Origin of the sequence: Roseovarius sp. CAU 1744, assembly GCF_039839345.1 — a bacterium.
Classification (GTDB): domain Bacteria; phylum Pseudomonadota; class Alphaproteobacteria; order Rhodobacterales; family Rhodobacteraceae; genus Roseovarius.
In genome coordinates, this window is record NZ_JBDOQV010000004.1 from 361518 (window position 1) to 386136 (window position 24619).

Annotated in this window: 19 protein-coding genes; 6 read left to right on the top strand and 13 right to left on the bottom strand. The window is 61.7% G+C overall.

Features of this window, described 5'->3' with window-relative positions:
- Nucleotides 1–69 precede the first annotated feature (69 nt).
- The 3 genes from AAFO92_RS10490 to AAFO92_RS10500 form a co-directional block, all read right to left on the bottom strand.
- Nucleotides 70–504: a universal stress protein gene (locus tag AAFO92_RS10490; RefSeq protein ID WP_347534777.1), complete on the bottom strand. Its 435-nt coding sequence runs from the start codon at nucleotides 502–504 to the stop codon at nucleotides 70–72.
- On the bottom strand, nucleotides 501–3107 hold the full coding sequence (locus tag AAFO92_RS10495) for a TRAP transporter permease (RefSeq protein WP_347534779.1): 2607 nt from the start codon (nucleotides 3105–3107) through the stop codon (nucleotides 501–503). The genes AAFO92_RS10490 and AAFO92_RS10495 overlap by 4 nt, the downstream gene beginning before the upstream one ends.
- Nucleotides 3108–3204: 97 nt before the next feature.
- A complete protein-coding gene (locus tag AAFO92_RS10500; protein ID WP_347534781.1) occupies nucleotides 3205–4176 on the bottom strand; it encodes a TAXI family TRAP transporter solute-binding subunit in 972 nt (323 codons plus the stop codon).
- A gap of 441 nt (nucleotides 4177–4617) precedes the next feature.
- Between AAFO92_RS10500 and AAFO92_RS10505 the strand changes: the two genes are divergently transcribed.
- Together AAFO92_RS10505 and AAFO92_RS10510 are read left to right on the top strand one after the other, a co-directional pair.
- Nucleotides 4618–6564 (top strand): ATP-binding protein, encoded by a 1947-nt coding sequence (locus tag AAFO92_RS10505; RefSeq protein ID WP_347534783.1) that lies wholly within the window; start codon nucleotides 4618–4620, stop codon nucleotides 6562–6564.
- A gap of 41 nt (nucleotides 6565–6605) precedes the next feature.
- Complete coding sequence (locus AAFO92_RS10510) at nucleotides 6606–7235, top strand: response regulator (RefSeq protein WP_347534784.1); 630 nt, start codon at nucleotides 6606–6608, stop codon at nucleotides 7233–7235.
- A gap of 12 nt (nucleotides 7236–7247) precedes the next feature.
- On the opposite strand, the gene AAFO92_RS10515 is transcribed toward AAFO92_RS10510, so the two are convergent.
- From AAFO92_RS10515 to AAFO92_RS10550, 8 genes are all read right to left on the bottom strand, one after another.
- Nucleotides 7248–8447, bottom strand: a complete 1200-nt coding sequence (locus AAFO92_RS10515) for a catalase family protein (RefSeq protein WP_347534786.1) — start codon at nucleotides 8445–8447, stop codon at nucleotides 7248–7250.
- A 9-nt stretch (nucleotides 8448–8456) separates the two neighbouring features.
- Nucleotides 8457–9962: a hypothetical protein gene (locus tag AAFO92_RS10520; RefSeq protein WP_347534788.1), complete on the bottom strand. Its 1506-nt coding sequence runs from the start codon at nucleotides 9960–9962 to the stop codon at nucleotides 8457–8459.
- On the bottom strand, nucleotides 9959–11257 hold the full coding sequence (locus AAFO92_RS10525; RefSeq protein WP_347534790.1) for a hypothetical protein: 1299 nt from the start codon (nucleotides 11255–11257) through the stop codon (nucleotides 9959–9961). Before AAFO92_RS10525 ends, AAFO92_RS10520 begins: the two co-directional genes overlap by 4 nt.
- Nucleotides 11258–11265: 8 nt before the next feature.
- Nucleotides 11266–11709 (bottom strand): hypothetical protein, encoded by a 444-nt coding sequence (locus AAFO92_RS10530; protein ID WP_347534792.1) that lies wholly within the window; start codon nucleotides 11707–11709, stop codon nucleotides 11266–11268.
- On the bottom strand, nucleotides 11699–13579 hold the full coding sequence (locus tag AAFO92_RS10535) for a GMC family oxidoreductase (protein WP_347534794.1): 1881 nt from the start codon (nucleotides 13577–13579) through the stop codon (nucleotides 11699–11701). Before AAFO92_RS10535 ends, AAFO92_RS10530 begins: the two co-directional genes overlap by 11 nt.
- Before the next feature lie 14 nt (nucleotides 13580–13593).
- Nucleotides 13594–16005, bottom strand: a complete 2412-nt coding sequence (locus tag AAFO92_RS10540; RefSeq protein ID WP_347534796.1) for a hypothetical protein — start codon at nucleotides 16003–16005, stop codon at nucleotides 13594–13596.
- Between the two features lie 272 nt (nucleotides 16006–16277).
- The gene (locus AAFO92_RS10545) at nucleotides 16278–16982 is read right to left on the bottom strand and encodes a hypothetical protein (protein ID WP_347534798.1); all 705 of its coding nucleotides are present in this window, start codon (nucleotides 16980–16982) and stop codon (nucleotides 16278–16280) included.
- On the bottom strand, nucleotides 16975–17451 hold the full coding sequence (locus AAFO92_RS10550; RefSeq protein WP_347534800.1) for an SRPBCC family protein: 477 nt from the start codon (nucleotides 17449–17451) through the stop codon (nucleotides 16975–16977). The genes AAFO92_RS10545 and AAFO92_RS10550 overlap by 8 nt, the downstream gene beginning before the upstream one ends.
- 121 nt (nucleotides 17452–17572) lie before the next feature.
- On the opposite strand from AAFO92_RS10550, the gene AAFO92_RS10555 reads away from it, so the two are divergent.
- The gene (locus AAFO92_RS10555; protein WP_347534802.1) at nucleotides 17573–19048 is read left to right on the top strand and encodes a trimethylamine methyltransferase family protein; all 1476 of its coding nucleotides are present in this window, start codon (nucleotides 17573–17575) and stop codon (nucleotides 19046–19048) included.
- Nucleotides 19045–21480, top strand: coding sequence for an FAD-dependent oxidoreductase (locus AAFO92_RS10560; RefSeq protein ID WP_347534804.1), 2436 nt, complete (start codon nucleotides 19045–19047; stop codon nucleotides 21478–21480). Before AAFO92_RS10555 ends, AAFO92_RS10560 begins: the two co-directional genes overlap by 4 nt.
- Nucleotides 21481–21605: 125 nt before the next feature.
- Here AAFO92_RS10560 and AAFO92_RS10565 read toward each other — a convergent pair whose 3' ends face one another.
- Nucleotides 21606–22484: a LysR family transcriptional regulator gene (locus tag AAFO92_RS10565; protein ID WP_347534806.1), complete on the bottom strand. Its 879-nt coding sequence runs from the start codon at nucleotides 22482–22484 to the stop codon at nucleotides 21606–21608.
- A 295-nt stretch (nucleotides 22485–22779) separates the two neighbouring features.
- On the opposite strand from AAFO92_RS10565, the gene AAFO92_RS10570 reads away from it, so the two are divergent.
- Entirely contained in the window at nucleotides 22780–22977 is a 198-nt protein-coding gene (locus tag AAFO92_RS10570; protein ID WP_347534808.1) for a CsbD family protein, read from the top strand.
- A 360-nt stretch (nucleotides 22978–23337) separates the two neighbouring features.
- Here the strand turns inward: AAFO92_RS10570 and AAFO92_RS10575 are convergent, their stop codons facing one another.
- Nucleotides 23338–24069, bottom strand: a complete 732-nt coding sequence (locus tag AAFO92_RS10575) for a Crp/Fnr family transcriptional regulator (RefSeq protein WP_347534810.1) — start codon at nucleotides 24067–24069, stop codon at nucleotides 23338–23340.
- 184 nt (nucleotides 24070–24253) lie between these two features.
- Between AAFO92_RS10575 and AAFO92_RS10580 the strand changes: the two genes are divergently transcribed.
- A complete protein-coding gene (locus AAFO92_RS10580; RefSeq protein WP_347534812.1) occupies nucleotides 24254–24553 on the top strand; it encodes a hypothetical protein in 300 nt (99 codons plus the stop codon).
- Nucleotides 24554–24619 lie beyond the last annotated feature (66 nt).

The following is a 24619-nucleotide window of genomic DNA, read 5'->3' on the forward strand; positions in this document are numbered from 1 at the left end:
GCGCCGGGGCCGCGGCACGGGGGTTTGCGTTACGATGTCGGGTGGCATCCTTGCCGGCGTGCCGCGTCGCTAGCGCACCACAAAGACCGAACAGTTGGAATGACGCACGACGCGCGCTGCGTTGGGGCCAAGCAGGTAATCCGTGAAATCCGGCTTGTGCGCGCCGATCACGATCAGCCCGGTGCCCGCCTTGTTCGCTGCGTTCAGGATTTCCTCGTAGGCGTTGCCCGTGGCAACGATATGGCGCACGTTCTTGTTCGCCTCTGCCCCCAGCACTTCCTCGACCAGTTCATTCATCAGCCGCCGCGCTTCTTCCACCGCTTTTTCGTGGTGATGCTCTTCGAAGAAGCCGCCAACGACGCTCATGCCGAAATCCGGCACAACGGTAATGACATCCAGCTGGGCACTATCCAGATCGGCCATGCGCTTTGCCGTCCTCAGGACATCATGGTCCCTGTTCTTGTTGCTGATATCGACGGCACATAATACGGGTCGCGAGGTCATGCCGGTACTCCTTCCTTGCTCATCCGGCCGCGCTGCATCAGCGCGACCAGCCCCAGAAGCACAAGCGCCGGGATAAAGATCAACTCCTTCGGCATCTGGCTGGACGGGGCCTTTACCTGGCTGATGACCACCGGCTCATCGCCGTAGAAGTCATAGCCCTGCATCGTGTCGGCAAAGGGCGAGCCGAAAATCGGCTCTTCCATCTTCACCGCGCCGTCCTCTTCGAGCAGCATCAGGCCAAGCGCTTCAAGCCGCTCCGCGCCGGTGCCTTCCGCCTCGGGCGACAGAACCAGCGTGGTGTCCTTGGGCTCGCCCGTGTCGAAATCCGGCCCGGTGACGATTACCCGCAGTTCATCGCCCACGGCGGCATCGCCAAGCGCCTGCTCAAGCCCCGCCGGCTCGATCATCTCGAACGGCGGCTGCAGCCGGTCCATGATGTAATCGGGCCGGAACAGCGCAAAGGCCACGGCAATCAGCAGCACGCTTTCGTAAATGCGGCTGTTTGTCAGGAAATAGCCCATCGTGCCGGCGGTAAAGACCAGGATGGCGATGGTGGCCGATATCGCGACCAATATGCCCTGAGTGACCGTGACATCTATCAGCAGCAGATCGGTGTTGAAGATGAAGACAAAGGGCAAGGCCACGGTGCGCAGGCTGTAGAAGAAGGCCACGAAACCGGTCTTGATCGCATCCCCGCCCGATACGGCGGCCGCGGCAAAGCTGGCCAGTCCAACGGGCGGTGTCACATCGGCCATGATCCCGAAATAGAACACGAAGAGATGCACGGCGATAAGCGGCACGATCAGGCCGGATTGCGCGCCCAGCTCGACCACCACACCGGCCATCAGCGAGCTGACGACGATGTAGTTCGCCGTGGTCGGCAGGCCCATGCCCAGGATCAGGCTGAGCAGCCCGACCATGACCAGCATCAGGATCAGGTTGCCGCCGGACAGGAACTCGACCAGGTCGGCCATCACCTGCCCCACGCCAGTGAGGGTCACGGTGCCCACGATCACGCCGGCCGTAGCCGTGGCCAGGCCGATCCCGATCATGTTGCGCGCGCCATCGACCAGACCCTGCCTGAGGTCCGACAACCCGTTCGCGAACGCGCCGCCCAGTTCGCCTTCGCCACGGAACATGGCCTTGAGCGGGCGTTGGGTCAGCAGGATCACGAACAGCAGCGCCGACGCCCAGAAAGCGCTGAGGCCAGGTGATTTCTGTTCGATCATCAGGAAGTAGACCAGCACGATGATCGGCAGCAGGAAGTAGAGCCCGGACTTGTAGATCTCGGCCACCACCGGCAGCTTGACCTCTTCGGCATTGGGATCGTCGGGTTCAAGATCGGGCACCTGGGCGGCCAGTTTCAGCAGCAGCAGGTAGACCACGAAGATCAATGCCGACAGGATCAGGCCGGATGACGGCAGCGCCGAGGTAATCCAGCGGACCGGATATTGCACGCCGTAGCACAACAGCGCGAAACCCACGAAGAACGCCGCCATCCCGCCGATGGTACGGCCCATCGAGACGACGCGATCACCCAGCGTGGGCATGTTGTTCTTCACCGCCTCGAGGTGAACGATATAGACCAGCGCGATATAGGAAATCGCCGCGGGCAGGAAGGCGTGGGTGATGACCTCGACATAGGAAATCCCCACATATTCCACCATCAGGAAGGCCGCGGCCCCCATCACCGGCGGCATGATCTGGCCGTTGACCGAGCTTGCCACCTCGACCGCGCCGCCCTTTTCAGACGAGAATCCCACGCGCTTCATCAGCGGGATGGTGAAGGTACCTGTTGTGACCACGTTGGCGATGGACGAGCCCGAGATCAGGCCCGTGGCCGCCGAGCCGACAACCGCCGCCTTGGCCGGGCCGCCGCGCAGGTGGCCGAGCGCACCAAAGGCCATCTTGATGAAGTAATTGCCCGCGCCCGCCTTTTCCAGCAGGGCGCCGAACAGAACGAAGAGGAACACGAACTTGGTCGACACGCCGAGGGCGATGCCAAAGACCCCCTCGGAGGTGATCCACATATGGCTCATCGCCTTTTGCAGGCTGGCGCCTTTCCAGCGGATCACGTCGGGCACCCACGCGGACGAGCCGAAGAATACGTAGCACAGGAAGATCGTCGCGATGATCGCCATCGCCGGGCCAAGCGCGCGGCGCGCGCCCTCGAACAAGAGGATCAGGCCGAGCAGCGCCACCCATTTGTCGGTGTCATCGGCCAGCCCGCCATTGTTGACGATCTTCTCGTAGAAAATAAAACCATAGAGCGCAATTGTCGCGCCCAGCAGACCCATCACCCAGTCCTGGATGGGTACGTAGTGACGCGGCGAGGATCTGAGTGCGGGATAGGCCATGAAGGCCAGGAAAATCGCGAATGCCAGGTGGATCTGGCGTGAATTGTTGATGATGTCCCCGGGCAGGACATAGTTTGCGATCGGCGAGGCCAGCAAGACCTGGAACAGCGACCAGACCAGCGCGACCGTGGCCAGCAGCGTACCCACCGCCCCGGCGGGATCGCGGGATCCGGCATCGCTGGACGAGACCAGTTCCTGAAGCTCTTCTTCGCTAAGCGGGCTTTTTCCTGACGTGTTCTCGGCCATTATTCACTCTCCCTGATGCCACGGTTTTTTCTGTGGCTTGGTATTTTCTGAAACCGATAAGAGGGGGCGATGCACCGCCCCCTCTTGATATGTGGATTTATTCGATCCAGCCTTTTTCCTTGTAGTACTTGGCCGCGCCGGGATGCAGCGGTGCCGACAGGCCGGCCGATGCCATCTCTTCGGGTTTCAGGTTGGCGAAGGCCGGGTGCAGCTTCTTGAAGTCCTCGAAATTGTCGAAGACCGAGGCGACAACCGCATAGACCGCTTCCTCGCTGACCGCGTCCGATGTCACGAAGGTCGCGCCGACACCAAAGGTCGTGGTGTCATTGTCGCTGCCGCGATACATGCCGCCGGGAATGGTGGCCGAACGGTAGAACGAGTTGTCGGCAATCAGCTTGTCGATCGCCTCGCCGGTGACGTTCACCAGCACCGAGTCGCAGGCGGTCGATGCTTCCTGGATCGAGCCGGACGGGTGGCCGACGGTATAGATCATCGCGTCGATCTGGTTGTCGCACAGCGCCGCCGACTGTTCCGCCGCCTTCAGCTCGGACGCCAGGGCGAAATCGTCGATTGTCCAGCCCAACGCCTCAAGCACCACGTCCATCGTGCCGCGCTGACCCGACCCCGGGTTGCCGACATTGACGCGCTTGCCTTTCAGGTCCTCGAAGCTCGAGATCCCGGCATCCGCACGGGCGACAACGGTAAACGGTTCGGGGTGAACCGAAAACACCGCGCGCAGCCCTTCAAAGGCGCCGTCTTCCTCGAATTTCGAGGTGCCGTTATAGGCGTGGTACTGCCAGTCCGACTGGGCGACGCCGAACTCCAGCTCACCCTGGCGGATGGTCTTGATGTTATAGACAGACCCGCCGGTGGATTCGACCGAGCAGCGGATGCCATGTTCCTTGCGGCCCTTGTTCACCAGACGGCAGATCGCACCGCCGGTCGGATAGTAGACACCCGTCACGCCACCGGTGCCGATGGTGATGAACTCTTCTGCCATCGCCTGCGGCGCGGCAAAGCTGAGTGTCGTGGCCAGGGCGGCTGCGACGGCAAATTTTCCGTGATACATTTTTGACTCTCCCAATTTTAGTTGCATACTCTCAACGCGCCAGCGAACGATTGACGCTGTCATTCGTTCGCTCGCAAACTCATACGCATGTAGAAACGGATACCCCCGGTTCAGGTTCAAACGTCTCAATCATCCGGCCAGCTGTCTATGCGCGTAAATACCTATAGAAAGTACAAGGCAAACAAACGAACATCTGCAGATTCGCGGTCGGATTCGAAACCATGATACACATTTATTCGTTAAATTCCATAATCTTGCCAAGTCCCGAGCCTAGCCTGCCCGCGGCCCATCCCGTCCGCACATGCCGCCGCCCGACACCAATGGTTGCCGGCATTCGCGCCGGATCCCGTGGCATGTTGCCCCCCTGCCGGCGCGCACCCGCGGCTGCGGCACGCGGTGCCGGATGACGAAAACGGGGCCCCTCCCGCCGCGCAGGCCGGCATGAAGTTTTCGCTGGGTTTCGTACTGGCAATCAGCCTGGCGGGGCTTCAGTTCCTGGCAATTACCATCGTCGTTTCGACCTCCTATCTCACCTCGGAAACGGCGATGCTGGAACACGCCCGCCGTCTGTTGGCCGATGCCGGCGACAACGCCAGCCAGCATTCGCGCAGTTTCCTCAAGCCCGCGCGCGAGGCGGCCGAATTGTCAAGCCGGGTCTTCGAAACCGGTGTCGTGGATGCGGGAAACGCCGCTCAGGTCGAGAAATTCCTGTTCCAGACCCTGCAGGCGGATCCGCATATCTCCGGGCTCTATTACGGGGATGAGGAAGGCAATTTCATCTATGTGATGCGCAGTGCCGGTCCCGGCCCGTTCCGAACCAAGATCATTCAGACGGCGCCCCCGGTCAGGACAACCCAGTTCATCTGGCGAACCGCGGATTTCGCGGTGGTCGAACAACGTTTCGACCCCGAAGATCAATTCGATGCACGCGAACGCCCCTGGTACAAAAGCGCAAAGGAAGAACGGCAGAGCATCTGGACTGCGCCCTATATCTTCTTTTCGTCGCAGCAACCCGGCATCACCGCCGCCACGCCGGTCAGCCACCCGAACGGAACCCTGCGGGGCGTGATCGGCGTCGATATCGAGATCGCCGCGATCTCGGAATTTCTGGCACAGCTCGGGATCAGCGAGAACAGCGCCGCGATGATCCTGAATGAGAACGGCGACGTGATCGCCTACCCGACCCATGACCAAACCGCCCCGGGCGTGGCGGGATCGCTCGATTTCGTCAGCATCGGCGATTTCGCGGATCCCGTGGCCCGAACCGCCTTTGCCGAACTGGCCGCAAGCGGCGGCATCACCGTCGAGACTGAATCCATGTCGGAATTCGATTACCGGAAAAACACCTATGTATCGCTGGTGAAACCGGTTCTGGGCAAGGATCTGCCCTGGACCATCGCCATCTATGCGCCCGAGAACGACTTTATCGAAGGAATCAAGGACAATCGGCAACGCAATATCTGGATCGCCGCCGCGGTTTCCCTGGTAACCGCCTGTCTGGGCCTTGTGCTGGCAGAACTGATCTTGCGGCCGGTCCGCGCCTTTGCCGTGCGCACGGCGCTGGTATCCCAGGGCGAGGCGCCGGCCTCGCAACCTTTGCCGGGCACCTACCGCGAGCTGGAACGCGCCAACAAGACCCTGATCGACGAGATCGCCCAACGCCGCGAGGCAGATGCCAGGATCCTCGAGCTGAACCGCGACCTGTCACATTTCTCACGCGTGGATCTGATGGGGCAGATGGCAACCGGCCTCGCCCATGAGCTCAGCCAGCCCCTGACGGCAATCTCGCAGAACATCGACGCCGCGATAACCACCGCAAAGGAACAGAAGGAACCGGATCAGGAATTGATCGGCATCCTGACCGAACTGGATGAACACGCGCATCGCGGCGGTGACATCATCCGGGTTCTACGCGGCTTCGTGCGCAAGGATGCGGGGCAAAAAGCCCCCTTTGACCTCAATGCACTGCTGCTGCAGACCAACAGCCTGTTGCAGTACGAAGCAACGGCAAACGACGTAAAGATAATCTTTGAAACCCAAGACATCCCCGAGGTCATCGGCAACCGGGTTCAGCTGGCCCAGGTTCTGGTCAACCTCGTACGCAACGCGATCGAGGCAATTGTCGACGCAGACAGCCCAACCAAGGAAGTGACGATCCGAACACGCGCCAAAGACAGCCATGTCGAGGTCTGGGTCGAGGATAGCGGCCCGGGCGTTGCCCCCGATATCAAGCTATTCCGCCGGTTCGAAACCACCAAACCCGGCGGCATGGGGCTGGGGCTTTCCATCTGCCGCACGATCGTCGAGACCAATGGCGGAAAGCTATGGTACGACCGGGAAAACCTTGAAACTTCGAGATTTTGCTTCACGATACCGTTTCAGGCATAATACTTGTGCATGAAATTGGGTGATCCAGTGGTGAGCAAAACGTGAATTCGGCGACGGAAGAACAGTCGACGGTCTTTCTGGTGGATGATGACGACAGCGTTCGCGTCAGCCTGTCACGCGCTCTCAAGAAACGCGGGTTTCAGGTCAGCACCTTCCCCTCGGCCGAAAGTTTTCTGGAATCCTATGACCCGCGCCAGCCCGGTTGCCTGGTGCTCGATTACGGGATGCCCGGCCTGAACGGGCTTGAACTTCAGCAGCATCTTGTACGCGAGAGAATATCGATTCCGATCATCTTCATCTCGGGCCATGGCGGCATCCCGGAATCCGTTCAGGCGATGAAGGCAGGGGCCGTGGATTTCCTGGAGAAGCCGTTTCGCCAGCACCTGTTGGTCGAATGTATCGAATCCTCTTTCAGAAAAGACCTGGAGAACCGCAAATACCGCGAAAGCACGCGGTCCGCGCGCGAACGCTATGGCCAGTTGACCGCGCGTGAAAAGGAAGTTGCGCAATTCATTATCGCGAACCCCTCGCACACCTCCAGCAAGGAGATCGGACGAGAGCTGGACATCAGCCCGCGGACGGTCGACCACCACCGCGCACGTATCCTGGAAAAGATGGGGATAGGGTCGGTCGCCGAGCTTATCGACCTTTCGGCCTCGCTGACCGACTGAACGCCGTTCCGATCAGTCGAACACCTCATCTCCGGTCGGTTCGACATGGTCCACATTGTTCATGTGCTGCCTGAAACGCGCCAGCTCCTGATACATCCGCCGGCGCGCCCGGCTTTGATTGCCCAGTGGCCGATGTTCCGGCAGGGAATGCCAGGGATTGATCCGCATGTTGCGGGCAAACGCCATCTGCTGTGGCGATTCGAAATCCTGCATCGGAATGTGGATGCGGGCGACCGGCACCCAAGGTGACAGATTTTCGGGCCACAATACCGAGGCATCCTCGACCGGCATCAGGTGGGGGTCGGTCTGGATCTGGACCAGCATGTCGAATTCCACCGGTTTTTCCCGCAGGGTCCTGGCCATGTTGTCGCGCAGGTAATTGGGCGGCACGCGTCCGAAGGGCACACCGGGGATGTCCATCGGCACATCGGTGCGCGGGGCATAGGAATACAGCATCGCCTGATCTTCGCCCATCAGGTAGGGCACACAGCTGAAATACCGGTGCCCCAGGGGGTTGTACTGCGTCTCGTTCCACAAGCCCTGCATCAGGAAGTCCAGAATATGGCTGTCGAATGGGTTGAGGAAATACCAGAGAGGTTCGTCAATCGTGCTCCAGTATTGCAGCTTGGCGTTTTCCCGCACATCGGGCGTGACGAACGTGGGCGTCACCACCGCGGGCCAGTCCTGAGTGAACTTCTCCTCGTCCATCAGTTTCGGTCCGGGCACGTCCATCACCTTGACCGACATAGAGCCGAAGCCCACATCGCGAATATCCTCGGGCACGTCCGGCCCGGGTCCGGCATATCGGACATAGGCGGGGTATTCGCGTTCGGTCGCGAACACGCCATGCCTCAGATGATCCGGCAGATCGGGCAGCACGGTGAATGTCGCCTTGACCAGACCATGCGTCTTGGTATTGCCGCCCCGCTCATAGGCGCCGGGCTGGAAATGCAGCTTCATCTGCTCGCGCATCTCGTCAATGATGGTCTGCAAGGCCTCTTCTTCCCAGTCGAATACCTTCTCCTCGGCAAGTTGCAGGCCAAGATCCTCGCGCTTGCGGTTCTTGAGCCGCTGGATCAGCCGCGCAAGCGGCCGGCGGACAATCGCGTTGAGACGCCGGCGAAAGAACGGCTCCAGCCGCCGCTCGATATGCAGGCCGACTTCCGTGGCGCGGTGCAGAAGACGGCGGAGCGGGATCAGGATCGAGCGCATTCGGGCCTCCTAGCTGCCTTGGCCGGCGATGAATTTCAGGGCGCGCAGACCGGGCAGGAAGAAATACCCGCCCCCCTTCACGGTCACGAATTGCGGCAGCGGCGCGTGGCGTTCCGCGACCCCATCGGCCTTCTGGATGCTGAACCCATCGCTGGCCACCCCGCTGAACGGCTCGCGGCCGCCGACCAACGGGTCGGCCTCGCCGCTCAGCCCGTTGAATTTGGGCGAGGCCATCCACGCGTTCTGCACGAATTCGAACTGCCGTACCAGATCGGCGCACAGGCAGATGAACAGCAGCCCGCGTTCGCCGGTTCTGGCACCTTTCTTCAACGCGGCCTCCGGCGTCATGTTGGTGCCATAGACCCGTCCGCGCCGCACCAGCCGGTGAAACCGTGCCGAGGCGACCAGATCATGCCGGCCGGGCAGCTTGTCCTGCCGGCGCAGGAAACCCAGCGTGCTCAGCAGCCAGGCAAGGCGTCCCTCGACATGGTGCGGATGGTCCCCGGTCCGGGGATTGGCCCGGCGGATATGCGCGCCAAGGGGGCAGGACACGCCGTTGACATCGTCCTCGAAGGTGAAATCGTTTTCGCGCCGCGACCCCTCGATATCGCGCCGGTTGTGGATCAGGGGGGTGCCGTCTTCGTCGCGGCCCACCATCCTGGCGCCAAGCGCCCGACGCCGTGCGGGGTCACCCTGGGCGGCGCTGTCCAGGTAGCGCCAGAAACCCGGCACGTCCTGCGCCAACTGGCGAAAGACCAGATAGCTGCCGTTGCGACCCAGATCGCGGAGCGCCTGCCCATCCGGTGCCATCGCCAGAACCTCGCTGCCCGGCAGGTCCGGATCGACATTGGGCGAGGCGGAACGCTCGTTATATTCGTTGCGATGACCCAGGATCACCTCGCCGGGCGAGATCAGGTTGCTGTAATCCTCGCGCCCGTGTTTTGACGGCGGGTGCGCGTTTTTCCAGTCGATCTTGGGCTCAGAAATGCCATCGCGGAAACCAAAGGGCTCGAACCCATCGTTCGGCCGGGTGGGAAAGCTCTGGATCTGCGCGAACGCGGTGTTGAAACCGTCGTTCAGCACCTTGTCTTTCCAAGCTTTCAACCCCCCTTTGCGGGCGTACAGCATCAGCAGCATATGCGCCTCTGCCCCGTCCCAATCCCATTTTTTCGGCGCGTTCGTCCCGGTGTCACCAAGCCGCCGGGAGCGGCTGTCATCAGCCGCCATGCCCGACAGGAACGGATTTGAGAAACCTGCAATGGCCGCTTCGGGCACACCGAATGCCGCCAGTCCCGCGGCGGTAAAGGCCACCTGCAGCGCCTTGTCCGGAGGGCTGTCCAGCGTCGCCGCAGAGGTCACGTGCGCCGCGCGCAGCCAGGCCTTCGCTGCCTCGGTATCGTCAACGAGGCACAGGTAGAATTCCGCCTCGACCAGGGCGCCGTGACCAAAGCGGACCAGGCCCTGCATGTCGTCGAATTCGACAGATTCATCGGGTATGGCGCGGCGCTTGCTCATATCTTCGACAACCAGTTGCGCAGGGCTTTCGCGCCGTTGGGGCGTTTCTCAAGACCCTTGCGGATTTCGCTGTGGCGCGCCAGATCGCGCGCGGTCAGGCCGGGATAGGCCTTGTACCAGACCTGCGTGGGCAATTGGCGGTTGCGCAGATACCGCTTGAACTTGGCCTCCTGCTCGGCACCATCCTTGATCAGAAAGCGTGTCGAGGGGTAACCGACGCCATTGGAAAAGACGAGGTTCAGACCCCAGGCAACCTTGTTCACGAAATCATCCATGTAGCTTTCCAGCGCGCCGTCGTAATTGCTGCAGAACATCACCCGGCGTTTGCCGTCGACAAATACCCAGCGGGCGAAGTGGATCGTCTGCACACGGGTCAGGTAGCCGCGGCCAAAGATATGCCGGGCCGAATAGTTCAGCAGATAGAGAGCAACCGTCGTGACCGCGCGCCGGAACAGCCCGGGCTTCACATCGCCAAAGGCGGAAAACGGATTGGTCACGTCATGATCCTCGTACCGGCCCAGATCGGTAATGCGCGCATCGTCCGGACGCGGGAGGATTTCCGGATCCGACCGTTCAAGCATCCGCAGCCACACCAGGAAGAACGGCAGGGCCAGGATCACCAGGGGCGAAAGCAGCAGGAGGATCAGCGGCACACTGACGGCATCGAGCCCGTAGGCGATCCATCCGAACAGGCCCCTGCGCGCGGGCGGCGTCAGATGAAGCGATCCGTCCGCTTTCCGGCGGTTCACGAATTCGACCAGATGCCGGTGGATCCTGAACGGATCCGCGGTTCCCTGTGCTGTCGAGACCTCCGCCAGTTCGTCATGCAACGCCGCGGCAAGCGCCGCTTCTTCGTGGACCTGTCGCACGGTACGGCCGCGCGTGTTCACGTAATTGGCCGCTTCTTCGACGTTATGATCCTCCATCCAGCGCAGCAGGTCGCCCTGCCCCGCGCCCTCGCAATGGCTGAAGATCTCGTTCAGCCCGTCGGAGCACTGTGCGGCAAGCTCCTTGAGAAAGCTGCGCCGGTCGCCGTCCAAATCGCCCAGAAACGCAAGATGCAGCGGATAGGGTTGCGGTTCCCGCCCATAGGCCTCGATGTCACGCCAGGTGTTTGCCTCCACCAGGAACAACCGGGCCACGTGCAATTGGTCGAACCTGCCGAAGGGGACCAGCGCGTTCTGCGGGTCTGCCAGCCCCGGTTTCGTCACCATGCTGCCCAGCAAAGACACCAGATCCTCCACCCGGTCCTCGATCACCGGGGCGAGAATGAAGAATGTGTCCTGCTGCGTCATCCGGTGGCTCAGGTTTCGGCGTTGAATTCAAGCGCGAAATCAATCAGCCGGGTGTCGTCCCAATAGACCTTGCCCAGATACATGCCAGGCCCGATCTGGCGGATTTCATCGCGGATCCACTGCGCCACGATCGACGTGTCGGAATAATCCAGAACGATACATTCCTTGCCGTCCAGCCAGCTCTTGTCCTTGTAGACCTTGGCCAGGATCGCGTTGAGCCCGAAAGGCAGGATGCGGTTTTTCAACACGCCCTTGTCGCTGTCAAACACCTTGCCCTGCCAGGCAAACGCGTTGATGAAGCGCGAGATCAACGGCGTGAAGGTGGTGCCCGGCGCGATGATCGCCGTTCCTTCGGCCTCGCCATCGGGGATCGGGCCGGCGTCGACGCTGGAGAACAATTCATCCAGCGCCTCTTGTTCCATGTCCATCAGGGACTCGATGCTATGTGCCATAAAGCTTACCCTCGCTTAGTGGTTGAAATTGCGCATCCCCAAGCACCAGATCGGCGGCCTTTTCGCCGATCATGTAGACGGCGGATGCGATGAAAAATCCGGGGATCCTGGGAAAGACCGAGGCATCTGCGATCCGCAGACCCCTGGTGCCGTGGACCCGTAAACGGCTGTCCAGCACGCCCCCCCGATCCGCAGGTCCGATCGGGCAGGAACACGATGCGTGATGCCCCCAGCAATTGTCGCGCACGAACCGGGCGATCTGCGCGTCTGTCCGCACCTCGGGTCCGGGCACCTCCTCGGCCGCGATACTGCCGCGTTCGTGCAGCGGCCTGCAAAGCCTGCGCACGAACTTGACCCCTTCGACCACGGCGGTCAGATCCTCGTCACCGCCTTCGGCAAAATAGTTGAAGTCGATGACCGGCCTGTCGCGCGGATCACCCGAGACCAGGCGGACGCGCCCTGCCCGGTTCCGGGTATGCGCCTTGAGAACAGCCCAGCTCAGATGGTTGCGGCTGCTGGCCAGATCGGCGGCGTAGCCGGGGTAATAACCGCTGAACCTGCCCAGAAGCGCCATGCAAAAGAGATCGGGCTGCGGCTGCGCCACGGACGACCGGCGGATCACCGCAAGCGCCGCGCCGTTGGTGGCATAAAGCCCTTCGCCACGGTCTTTCCAGGTCTGCCAGAGGGGATCGCCCGACTGATAACGGCAGCCTGTCATGCTCTCCCAGTTGTCGAAATTCATGCGGTTCACCACCGAGACCTCGTAGCGGTCCTGCAGGTTGCGCCCGACGCCGGGCAGCGCAACCCTGGGCGTGATCCCGTGCGGGGTCAGTTCGTCGGGGTCGCCGATCCCCGACAGCATCAGCAGCTGCGGCGTGTTGAAGGCACCGCCTGCCAGGATGACCTCGCGCGCGGCAAGGGCTTGCCGCGTCGCGCCTTTTGCCGTGCTGGGATCGGCATGGGCCCGGTAAAGGCGCGCACCTTTCAGGTATTCGACGCCGGTTGCGCGGTTGTCATCATCCAGCAGAACCCGGGTTGCCAGCGCATCCAGTTCGATGGTCAGCCGGTCAGGGTGCCGCCGCGCCACGTCCAGAACCCGCTCGCGCGTGCCGATGCGCATGCCCTCCCGCGTGGTCAGCGGCGTATAGACCATGCCGTCCGCATCGTCGTCGATCCGGTCACGGTCATTGGGATCGGCGGCGCTGTTGGCAAGCCATCGCAGCCGCTGAAAAACATCGCTGCCCGTGCCCAGCATCTCGCGCAGGGATTTGCGCACGACCTCCATGATGTCGTCATCCCTGAGCGCCGCGCGCGGAATGGCCTTCTCGGTCGAAAGCCACCCGTCAAAGCCATGCCCGGTCCGATCAATGCCAATCGAGTTCAAGGTGCGCTGCACCGGCCGGTGGTGGCAATTCTCCAGTTTCCGAAAGATGCGGTGCATGGTGTCGGGGGACCATCCGTCATCGCCGGTGAGGTCCGCGATATGCTGCCAGTCCGCGTGGTGGGGATAGACGAAGATCATGGCGTTATGGGCCGTGCAGCCCCCCAACGTGCCCGCCCTTGGGTAAAGAACGCCCTCGGGGCCCGCCTTGGGGTTGCGGGCCTGCGCCTCGGCGTCGCCATAATGGCTGACGTAATAATCCCACCGCAGCGCCGCGTTCTCGGTCGCAAACGGGTGGAACGCCGGAACGTCGTAATCGTCGGGCAGCCGGTTTGCCCCCGCGTCCAGTCCGCGCGCACCGCCGGTCAGCACCCGCGGATCGCCCCCGGCCTCCAGCAGCAGGACGCGCATACCCTGCTCGGCCAGCCGCGCCGCGAGGGTACCGCCGCCGGCCCCGGAGCCGACGACGATATAGTCATGATCGGGCACCACCGTCCCGCTCCTCAGAAACGTTTGAGAAAGGCGATCAGCGCGCGCTTGTCGGCATCGCCGAGCTTGGTGCCGAAATAATGCCCGCGGTTCACCACGTAGTCGGGGCATTTGCTGAGCTCAAGAAGCGGCTCCACCAGGTCCGCAAAGACCGCGCGCGCCTGCTCATCACTGGCATTGTCGGGAAGCGCCTTGAGATCCCGCTTGATCTTGATCACCAGCTTCACAAGTTCGAAATCGTGGTCGATGCGCTCAAGCAGGTCGGCATTGTCGAGCCGGATATTGAGGTTCGCCAACAGCCCGATCGGCGTGCCCGCAGGTATCGGACCAAGCTCGATATCGCCGTCGAGGTTGAACAGCCACGGCAGATCGTCGCGCAACGGCGACAACAGCTTCACAAGGAACTCGGGCTGGAAGCCCCTGGGAATGATCAGATAGCTCTGCTCGGTCGTGCGGTCGATCAGCCCCGGCACCTTGTCGCCCAGAACCGCGTCTTTCAGGCGTTTTTCCGGCCAGAGCATCTTTGTGATGCCATCCTCGAACGCCGCCATCCGGCCCGCGACCGAGGGATCCTGGTTGTAATAGCCAACCGTGTTGTTCAGCAGGTAGGGCGCCGTGGACCAGAGGCTGACAAGCGAGGGCACACGGGTATAGCCGCGCCCGCCCGCCGGCATCGGGTAATCGTATTCCTCGCCGGTCTTGGGATGATGCACCTTGATCGTCCCGACCGACGGCAGGGCCTTGTAGGTGGCGGACGAGAAATTGTCCCAGATGTTGCCCGCAATCGCATTGGTAGCCAGCGGACTGCAGGCGTTGGTTTCCAGCAAGGTCACGGGGATGCGCAGCTCGTTTGACAGGTAATTGCCGTCAAGGAAGTCGTCGGCAAGTACGATCTCGCGCATTTCGGCCTTGAATCCGTCGGTCTTGACCAGCGCGCGATACCGGTCGAAACATTGCAGGTAACCGGGGCCCGAGCAGCCGCCGGGCATCGCCTCATACGCGCTTTCGGGCAGCTTTGACGAGTGACAGGCGGCGCAGTTTTCGGCAAATACCGTCTTGCCCTGCTCCACCAGTGCCTCGTCATCGCCCAGATAGGCCGCGCCGCCCGGCGCATCCCGCAGCAGGTCCGGCCGCCCGGCCTTGAGAAAGTAGAGCGCGGTCAGCGGCGACTGATCCTCTGTCGCGCGCCAATAGGCCGAGTTTTTCTGCGCGGTTTCAATCTCGATCGGGGTGATGTCCTTGCCACCCACGATGGGGTTGAAATGTCGCGTCCATTCTTCGCTGAACAGGCCGATATTCAGATAGACGCGGTTCAGCGCGCCCAGCGCGCCCACGGAATCCGCCCCATCCTTCAGCACACGCGGAGAAAAGCTGAGGTCGGGTTCCTCGAACAGCTCGGTCAGCGGGCCGTCGGGCACATAATCCTGAAACTGCTTGTTGTCGCGTTCGCCGCCCTGCAGACGCTCTTCGCCGAAACGGCGGGCGACGGCAAGCCGCTCCTCAAGCAGGTAAATCGCGTTCATCGTGCGCGGATTGTTGATGTAATCCGACGAAACCAAAGAGGTGTCGAGCGTTCCGGGCCGGGCCGTGTGGATCAGCTGCACCATGTATTGGCGGTCATCCGGGTTCCAGGCAAAGACCCGGTCGAACCAGAAATACTGCGCCCCCACCGTGGCGTTCAGGTTTTTCATGGCCGGGTTTTCCGGATCCTCGGGCGGGTCGATGGGGCTGGGGCCCACATGGCAGAACGCGCAGGACATGCCCACGCGGTAGGGCCGCACCAGATCATCGTCATTGTAGTAGTCCGGGTCGGTATAAAACCGCTCCGGATCCCAGCGGTTTTCGGCCCGTTCATCGAATTCCGGGTTCGGGAACAGCCGCAGGCCCAGCACGCCTGTCGGCTCTCCGTAATAGGACCAGACCGGCATGTTGCGGCCGCGCGCACCGATTTCGATACCGGGATATTTCTCGGCATTGGCGAAGGGATCGGGCGCACAGTCAGCCCGGCGCACATCCAGCCAGAGCCCGTGGCGATCCTCGACCGGGCCGGCCGCCTCGTCAAAGCAGGGCTCGTTGATCAGGCCCAGCTGTTCGAACCGGTTGCTGCGTTGCGCGGGCAGGCTGGGATGCGAGGATAACGTCTTGAGCAGATCGAACTGCCCGAAGGTATCGTTGGTCAACCTGTCCCACAGCAGGTCATTGCCGCCGGTCCAGACCATCCACATGTTCCGGCCCTTGATTTCATCCGGCGACAGCGCAATGCCATTGTCCATCTCGGCAAAGTAATCTTCGTCAGCCGGGGGAAAGGTCGTCTCGTCACGTCCAACCAGACGTGCTTCATCACGTGGACCCGAAAACAGCTGCGCCGATGCGGAAAATGGAACCAGAAACACGAACAAACAAGACGCAAAAACACGGAGTAACATGGGTAAACTCCTCAGTATGACTTACAAAAAAGAATCAATTAGTGGTTTAAATCTATGCGTTCATTGTCGACGCTGATTGCAGTTTTTGCAACCGGCGTGACGTTTCCGGATGACCGCCGCCCGAATTGGAACCGGTGGTTTCGGGCTTGCCATGGCTGCCGGATCAGGCCGCGCCATCCCCCGGGAAAATACCCTGCGATGCACGGATGGCGCGAAATCAGTGGCAGCGTTTCCGCCTTCATGGCTTGGTCCTGTAGCGGCTGCGCGAGCCGTCAGGCGGATCGCAGCAGGGTGCCGAACCCGTCAATCGTATCGCGGATGCCAAGCGTGCGAAGCGTTTGCCAGTAGACCGCGGCATTGCAGGCGACAATCGGCTTGTTGAGTTCGGTTTCCAGCTCCTCGATCAACGCCACGACGGGCAGCGCGGTGCCAACCTGCAATATCGCGTCACACTCCGATCGCGCGACCGAATGGAACACGGACCGGATATCGTCGGGCGGCGTTTCACAAATTTCGGGCAGCGAAGGCGCGCATGTGCCCCTGATCGCGGCAACGTCCAATCCGGCCGCCTCTGCATTTGCCTTTACATGCTGATCGACCTCGGCGTTGAACGGGGTCACGATACCAACCCGTCTTGCGCCCAGCTTGTCCAGCGCCGCGAAATTGGCCGCCGAGGCGTTCAGGACCGGGACGCCAACGGTGTCTTCCAGCTCGGCGCAGCGGCGCGCCAGTTTTTCCACCCCGCCCGGCACGGCATCGGTTGTCAGGCCCACGGCGATGGCGGCGGGGTTGCAATCCATCAGCATCCGGGCCTCCGATATGAGGTCGTCCGACACGTTGTCGCCGCCCAGCCGGAACCTCTGCATCTGGTTGGTCACGCCTTGTGGCCGCAGCATCTCCAGCTCTGGTTGAACGATGGTGTTCATGGCCGGGGTCATGACGCCGATAAGCGCGCGGGGCGCAAGCGTGTCAGCCATTGCAAGCTCCTTTCAGATAGGTGTTCAGCCCGGTCATGCCACCGACATAGATGTCGTCGCCCACGATCCGGCCCATTTCGTCTGCAACCTCCGCCTCACACTCGAAACGGCTCTCCCAAATGCCCAGGGTCTGGTTCGTGGCCGTAACGGGCAGAAAACGATGGGTCGAAATGTAGTTGCGTACCGGCAGCGGGCTTTCGAGGATGTCGTATGTGTAGAAATGGCGCAAATCCGACAGCTCCAGCAGCGTCTCGCGAAAGACCGTGCCATCGACGATGTCCAGGCGCCTGATGCTGCCCGGCGTCGCGGCATCGCCGGTCTCCATCCGTGCGGCAGACACGCCGGGGTTCCACCGGGCAACGCCGTCAAAACGCCGGACTGCATCCCAGACCGTACCGATCGGCGCATCAAGGATCATACTTCGGAATACGTGCATCGCGCCCAGCCTTCGGATCCTCTTCGTGGCCATGATACCGTCCGCTTGTCGCGTTTCCACCCACAATCGCGACCTCTCCTGTCGCTATCGAAGTAGCATCAGCGGGCAATAGATCATTCCCTTGAGAACAGACACAAAGGCGAAACGTGGCGCCATGACACGACGCAAAAACAGGGAATTCACGCCCGACGGATCAGCCGCCGCCCCTCTCGGCGGCCGCTACCAACCGCTGGGACCACGCGCGCTGGCTGAAATATCCGATGCGGCATTTGCCATTCTGGAAAAAACGGGCATGGCCGACTGCCCGCAGGCGCTTGCCGCCGAGGCCATATCTGCCGGTGCGGTACGGCGCGCCGACGGTCGTCTGTGCTTTCCCCGCCGCATGGTCGAGAAGGCCATCGGGCGGGCACAGAAACGGGTAAACCTGCCGGGCTTTGCCGAGGATGCCGGCCTGACGATCGGCGGCGGATATGTGCATATCGGGACCGGTGGGGCGGCGGTCGAGGTGCCGGGCATCAGCGGCGGGTTCAGAGAGGCGCGGCTGACCGATCTCTACCAGTTGATGACACTGGTCGGCCGGGCCGGCAACGTCCATTACGGCATCAGGCCGATTGTCGCACGTGACATGGAAACGCCGCTGGCCCTTGATATCAACACCGCGTTCGCCTGTCTCAGTGCCTGCCCGAAACCCATCGGCATCAGCTTTGACAATGCAGGGCATGTTGCGCCGGTGACCCGCCTGTTCGACCTGGCACTTGGGGGCAGCGGCGCCTTTCGCCGCCAGCCCTTCTGCCTTGGGGTCATCGTCCACGCGGTCTCTCCCCTGCGTTACGCAGCCGAAGGGGTCGAGATCATGTGCGCCGCTATCAGGTCCGGTATGCCGCTTCAGATCTGCACCGCGGCGCAGGCCGGCGCCACCAGCCCGGTGACATTGGCGGGTGCCCTGGCGCAGGGCCTGGCCGAGGCGCTTGCCGGTCTGATGGTTGTCGACTTGGTACAGCCGGGGTTTCCGACGATCCTGGCGTTCATGCCGTTCATCAGTGACCTGCGCACCGGGGCGATGACCGGTGGCGGCGGTGAATCCGCGGTAGCCAATGCCGCCGCGGCGCAGCTGTTGCTGCACCTGGGTCTGCCCTCGACCGTGTCCGCCGGGATGACCGATGCCAAGGAACCGGATGCACAGGCCGGCTACGAAAAGGGCTACACGGTCGCGCTTGCCGCGCAGGCCGGTGCCGACATGATAAACCTCAGCGTCGGCATGATCGGCTCGCTCATGGCGGCCTCGCCCGAGGCGCTGGTTATCGACAACGACATGTGCGGGGCGATCCTGCGCGCTGTCCGGGGGGTCGACCTGGCGGATGACGCGATCGACCTCGACATGATCGAAGCGGTCGCCACCGGGCCGGGTCATTACCTTGGGGAAGCGCAGACCCTTGCCCGGATGAAAACCGACTATGTCTATCCCGTTCTCGCCGACCGTCTGAGCTTGGGTCAGTGGCAAGAGGCCGGATGCCCCAAGTTACATGACCGCGCCCGCGCCCTGGTCCGAGAGATGACAGCGGTACCGCCGGACCACCTGCCACCGGATCGCGACGCTGCCATTCGGGCCGAGTTCGACATCAGGTTATGACGACGGACGCGATCAGATCCCACGCCCGCGTGGTCGTGATCGGCGGTGGCGTCGTCGGGTGTTCGATCCTCTACCATCTGGCCCGCGCCGGGATCGTCGATACCGTCCTGCTGGAACGCGACGAGCTGACCTCGGGTTCAACCTGGCACGCGGCCGGGAATATCCCCACCTACGCCACCTCGTGGCTGGGCATGCGGGCGGGCAACTACGCCTGGAAGCTCTACAGCGACCTGGATCGGATCACCGGCAGCCCGATCACCTACCGGCACACGGGCGCGTTCTGGCCCGCCCACACCAAGGAACGCATGGAACTTTTTGGCCATCTGGAAGGTGTCGCGCTCAGCGCCGGGTTCGATCTCCACCGGCTGAGCCCTGCGGAAATGGACGCCATGCACCCGTTTTGGCAACCGGGCGAAACCGTGTTGGGCGGGATCATGGATCCCTATGAAGGCGATATCGACCCCAGCCAACTGACCCAGGCGCTGGCGAAGGGGGCGCGCGACCTGGGGGCGCAGGTAAGGCGCTTCACCCCCGTCACCGGTATTGCCCGCATGCCGGGCGCAGAGTGGAAGGTTTCTACGGCGAAGGGTGACATCATCGCGGAAACGGTGATCAACGCCGCCGGGTTTTATGGTGCCAGGGTCGCGGCGCTTGCCGGGCTCGCCGCCCCGGTGGTCACGCTGGAACACCAATACCTTGTCACCGAACCGATCCCCGAGCTTGAAACACACACCGATCTGTTTCCTTTGGTCCGTGATCCCGACATCCGGTTCTATCTTCGCCGCGAGCGCAACGGGTTTCTGCTGGGGTCATATGCGCATGCCGGGCGCCCCGCCTGGCCCGATACCGGCCCGCCGAGTGATTTTGCCCATCAGCTGTTTCCCGACAGCGTCGAAGATATACTGGATGTGCTTGACGATACGATTGCCCATGTCCCGCTATTGGCCAAGGCAGGCGCACAGCGCTTTGTCAACGGCCCGATCCCCTATGCCCCGGACGCGCTGCCGCTGGTCGGACCGGCGGCGGAGGCGCCGAATTTCTATCATGCAACCGGCGTGCAGATCGGCATCACCCATTCCGCCGCCATCGGCAAAGCGATCACCGAATGGATCACCGAGGGTGAAACTGAATGGGACCTCGCGGCGTGGGATCCGCGCCGCTTCGGCGATTGGGCGACGCCGGATTATGCCCGTGCCCGTGCCTCGGAACATTATGACCTGCAATACGCAGTTCCCTATCCGCATCGCAACATGCGCCCTGGCCGCCCGGTTCAGCGCTCGCCACTGCATGACCGGCTGATCCGCAGCGGCGCGGTCATGGGGCAGATCGGTGGGTGGGAACGTGCCTTGTGGTTCAACACCGACGGCATCGGCGATATCGACCGGCTGAGCTTTCACGATGAGCCGTGGCATCCCGCTGCGTGCCGCGAATGCGAGACCCTGCGTGATGCGGTCGGCCTGATGGATCACAGTGGCTTCACCAAATACACGGTCGAGGGCGACGGTGCGCGCGCGTTTCTCGACAAGGTATTCTGCGGCCCTGTTCCCGATACCGGCCGCGTCAAGCTCAACTACATGCTGACACCCAAGGGGCGCATCTGGCCCGAGGCAACGATTGCCGCACTGGCCGAGGATCGGTTCCTGCTATGTGGTCCAACGCTTGCAGACCTCCGGGATTTCGACTGGTTGCAGGCGCATCTGCCCGAAACCGGCGTCACGCTCAGGCGCGGCCACGCGCTTGACGGAACGCTGCTGTTGATGGGGCCAAGATCACGCGCGGTGCTGGCGCCCCTGGGATCGGCCGACATCTCGGCCAGCGCCGCATCTTGGATGTCCTGCGCGATGATCCGTGTCGCGGGCATCGAGCTATGTGCGATGCGTGTCTCCTATGTCGGTGAACCCGGCTGGGAGCTTCACGTCCGCAGCAATGATCTGCCCGCGCTCTTTGATGCGATCATGACAACCGGGCGCGAACACGGGATCGGTCAGTTCGGTTCCTATGCGCTCAATGCCATGCGCATCGAAAAGGGCTATCACGGCTGGGGGGTGGACATCGGCAGCGAATACACGCTTTGCGACGCGGGTCTGCAGGGGTTTGCCAGTCCGGACAAAGGCGATTTCACTGGCCGGAGCGCCCTGGCCCTGCAGGCGGAGCGCCAGCCTGATTGGGAATGGGTCGGTCTGGAGATACTCGAACCCTCGCCATGCCCGCTGGCGTCCGAGCCCATCGTCAGATCGGGCAGCATTGTCGGCTATGTCACTTCGGGAACCTATGGGTTTCGCACCCGGAAAACACTTGCACTGGGGTACATATCTTTTGGGACGCTGCCGATGAACGGCGCGTGTCATGTCAGCATCCTGGGCAAGAGATACCGGGCACGCCGGGTTAACCCGCGCCAGTATGACCCCCGGAACCTGCGCTTGCGCACCTGACGGACCGTCCGGCATAGCAATCGGATCGCCCGCCAACACCCCCGGCGCTGCGGGTCGCGCTGAATTCCACGCCAACCGCTTGCAGAATCTGCGCGGCCCGGGCCTCGATGGCTCTCAGGCTCGCGTCATCCAGCAGCGCGTAGGGGGATGGCATTATCGACCTCTCGTTCGAATTCACCAATCAGCGCCCCGACGGCGTCGGTTCTGCTGTTACGGTGGGTACGGGCGATATAGGTAAGGCCCGGTGGATCCGGGAATATACCGTGGATGATCTCCATGTCCGGCGTCACATGCAGCCCGTTGAGCAAGGCAACACCAAGACCGGACCGCACGGCTGACTGGATACCCGCCGCGCTTGGGCATTCCAGAACATTGTCGAACCTGTGCCCTAGGGCCTGGCCGTCGGTCATCCCCCACCTCTTGTAGAAACAGTTGCTATCGAAGGACAGGAACGGCACGGGCTTCGACGGATCCAGCAGGAAATCCGGAGATTTCACCCAGTGCAGGCTGTCGTCGAAAAGGGTCAGATCACCGGGCAGTACGTCGGCGCCAAAAAGCTGCATGACGGCAACATCCAGCTCTCCGGCTTTCAGCCAGACCTGGACGTTCAGGCTCTGGCTGGTGCGTATCTGCACGCGAACATCCGGGTAGAGCCGCGTGAATCTCCCCAGAATCCGTGCGATGCCGCTGGTGGTCGTGTCCTCGGTGACACCCAGCCGGATCTTTCCGACAAGCGTTTTCCGGCCGAGGGACGCCAGCGCTTCGTCATGCAGATCGGTCATCCGCCGCGCATAGTCACAAAGCCGTTCGCCGGCCTCGGTAAAAAGCGGGCCACCGGCGCGGCGCGCCAGCAGATCGGATTCCAGCGCCTGTTCGAGCCGCCTGATCTTGTGGCTGACCGCGGACTGGGAAAGCGCCAGATGCTCTGCTGCCCGCGTCACCCCGCCATGCGCCCGAATGGCCAGCAGGGCGCGCAGGGCATCAATTTCCAACCGTTCTGCCAATCTTACCTCCGTATGACATTTTTAGATTCAATACTAAAACCAAGCTTGTTTAGTCATACTCTAACGAAACACCCAGGATTGGGAAAGCGAAAGTTCCAGCGTTACACCGCACCCGCCCTGCTCACGGAAACGTCGGCACCAGGGAAATCTGATAATGCGACAGTTTCCGGTCATTTCTACGCAAATGGCCCAGCAGGAAGGTTCATCCCTGCCAGCGGGGCGTCAATTTGATGGAACAAAATCAAACAGAGGTTGTTTGTCTAATCCATAGCAATCACAGCAGGAGAACAGAGCAATGAACTGGGATCAAATTGAAGGTAGCTGGAAACAATTCAAGGGTCACGTCCAGAGCAAATGGGGCGAGTTGACCAACGACGAGATCGACCAGATCGAAGGCGATCGCGACGTACTGGAGGGCAAGATCCAGGAAAAATACGGCAAGACGAAAGAGGAAGCAAAGAAGGAAGTCGACGAGTTTCTTTCCTCTGTCTGATCGGTTCTGCAACGACACGCACTCCGGAGTCGCGCCCGCGGCTGACGAAACGATCAAACGGATGCCGACAGAACGGCGCGGAACCAATTCCCGACAGATTCGTTTGGGTTGTAGCGGTTGCGGCTTTGACAAAGCCCGGCCGTGAACCGGCGCGCTACCACCTCTTCCCCCAAGAATGGCGCGCCCGTAGCACCTGATTGTCCCTGAGGTGCTCATGCCCCTGTCAGAGCTATCTGGCAGGGGCTTTTAACGCGTATGTCGTTTCGCAGCGGATCGAGCGATATGTACTTGCCCGTCAGGTTGGGCGGCATGATCCATTGGAAGATGATGGTTTTAAGAACGGCAGGCGCACCAAAGCGGCTAAAGTAACGGACGAATGACCGGATCCCGTGCGGGCTCAAGCTGAGCGATTTCGCAAAGGCGGTCATAGTTAATCACCTCAAGACGCCCTTGCGACCAGGACGCCACGGACCGTTCACGCAGCTTGCGCAACGTCTTGTTGGTATGCACCAGCGACATGCCCAACGCGTCTGCCAGATCTTGCTGTTTGAATGGCAGTGGAATGAACGACCCTTTCTTGAGGTCCAGCGCATCGCAACGGTCGTTCAGGCGTACAAAGGCACGTGCGACGCGTTCGATACCGCTCATCTGTCCGAGAACGGCAAGGCTTTCACCCAGCAGGTGTTCTTCGACCGCCGCCAGCCAGGTCAGGTCATACGCACGTTCCGGGTGTCTTTCGAAAAGGCTCCAAAGCGATCTGCGGTCAAACACGCATAGCAACATTTCGGTGCTGGCCTCTACCGTGTGCTGCATCTCGCCCATCACACCGGCCTGCAGCCCTAGAAAATCACCGGGCAGGATGAAGTTGATGACCTGACGGTCGCCGTCTTCCAGCGTCTTGTAGCGCAACCCCATCCCTTCGAGCACGGTAAAAAGTTGCGGGCTGTTTGAGCCTTCCATCATCAATGTGGCGCCGGCTTCCACCTCAAGCTCGCCAGCTTTGAAGCGCTGCATGAACGTGATCTCCTCCTCTGTCATCTCGTCGAAAATGCGTTTCTTGCGCAGGGGACAATGTTTGCACTTCACCGTCATGGCTACCTCCATCACTATGTCAAAGTTTAATGCGCCATGCCGGATATTGTTCCATGATCTCCGCAAGAGAAGAGGTGGCGGAATGGATTCGGATTTGAAATCACACTTGCACGTTTCGACTACCCCAACTGGTCACCCCGTGTTCCTTGTGCTTGAATCCAACCCGATAATCGCAGCGGACATAGTGAGTATCCTGGAGCTGTCATGCGAGTGCCGCGTGGTGCATGTTTCCGATGTCGACAGCCTGCTGGAGGCCATGCTGTCCATCCCCAGACTGACAGCGGCATTTCTGGAAATCGGGGTCACCGAACTCTCGGGAAGTGCGATTGAAGATGCGCTCTTGCACCATCGTGCCTCGGTCGTCCTGACACGGGGAGAAAGCCTTTGGTCGGAGGCGCAGGAGCGTGGATGGTATATGCTTGTCCGTCCGTTTACGGAACAAATGGTAAAAGACACCCTGCACGAGATGCACATCCTCGGATAGCCCGGGGATGTGCATCTTAATCTTTTTGTCTGAATGGGTTACCTCCGTGCGACGCACCCTGCCTGC

Coding starts and splice junctions, on each gene's coding strand:
- AAFO92_RS10490 (WP_347534777.1), bottom strand. CDS start 504: ATGACCTCGCGACCCGTATTATGTGCCGTCGATATCAGCAACAAGAAC.
- AAFO92_RS10575 (WP_347534810.1), bottom strand. CDS start 24,069: ATGACGGTGAAGTGCAAACATTGTCCCCTGCGCAAGAAACGCATTTTC.
- AAFO92_RS10540 (WP_347534796.1), bottom strand. CDS start 16,005: ATGTTACTCCGTGTTTTTGCGTCTTGTTTGTTCGTGTTTCTGGTTCCA.
- AAFO92_RS10560 (WP_347534804.1), top strand. CDS start 19,045: ATGACGACGGACGCGATCAGATCCCACGCCCGCGTGGTCGTGATCGGC.
- AAFO92_RS10570 (WP_347534808.1), top strand. CDS start 22,780: ATGAACTGGGATCAAATTGAAGGTAGCTGGAAACAATTCAAGGGTCAC.
- AAFO92_RS10505 (WP_347534783.1), top strand. CDS start 4,618: ATGAAGTTTTCGCTGGGTTTCGTACTGGCAATCAGCCTGGCGGGGCTT.
- AAFO92_RS10500 (WP_347534781.1), bottom strand. CDS start 4,176: ATGTATCACGGAAAATTTGCCGTCGCAGCCGCCCTGGCCACGACACTC.
- AAFO92_RS10515 (WP_347534786.1), bottom strand. CDS start 8,447: ATGCGCTCGATCCTGATCCCGCTCCGCCGTCTTCTGCACCGCGCCACG.
- AAFO92_RS10530 (WP_347534792.1), bottom strand. CDS start 11,709: ATGGCACATAGCATCGAGTCCCTGATGGACATGGAACAAGAGGCGCTG.
- AAFO92_RS10550 (WP_347534800.1), bottom strand. CDS start 17,451: ATGGCCACGAAGAGGATCCGAAGGCTGGGCGCGATGCACGTATTCCGA.
- AAFO92_RS10520 (WP_347534788.1), bottom strand. CDS start 9,962: ATGAGCAAGCGCCGCGCCATACCCGATGAATCTGTCGAATTCGACGAC.
- AAFO92_RS10525 (WP_347534790.1), bottom strand. CDS start 11,257: ATGACGCAGCAGGACACATTCTTCATTCTCGCCCCGGTGATCGAGGAC.
- AAFO92_RS10495 (WP_347534779.1), bottom strand. CDS start 3,107: ATGGCCGAGAACACGTCAGGAAAAAGCCCGCTTAGCGAAGAAGAGCTT.
- AAFO92_RS10545 (WP_347534798.1), bottom strand. CDS start 16,982: ATGGCTGACACGCTTGCGCCCCGCGCGCTTATCGGCGTCATGACCCCG.
- AAFO92_RS10555 (WP_347534802.1), top strand. CDS start 17,573: ATGACACGACGCAAAAACAGGGAATTCACGCCCGACGGATCAGCCGCC.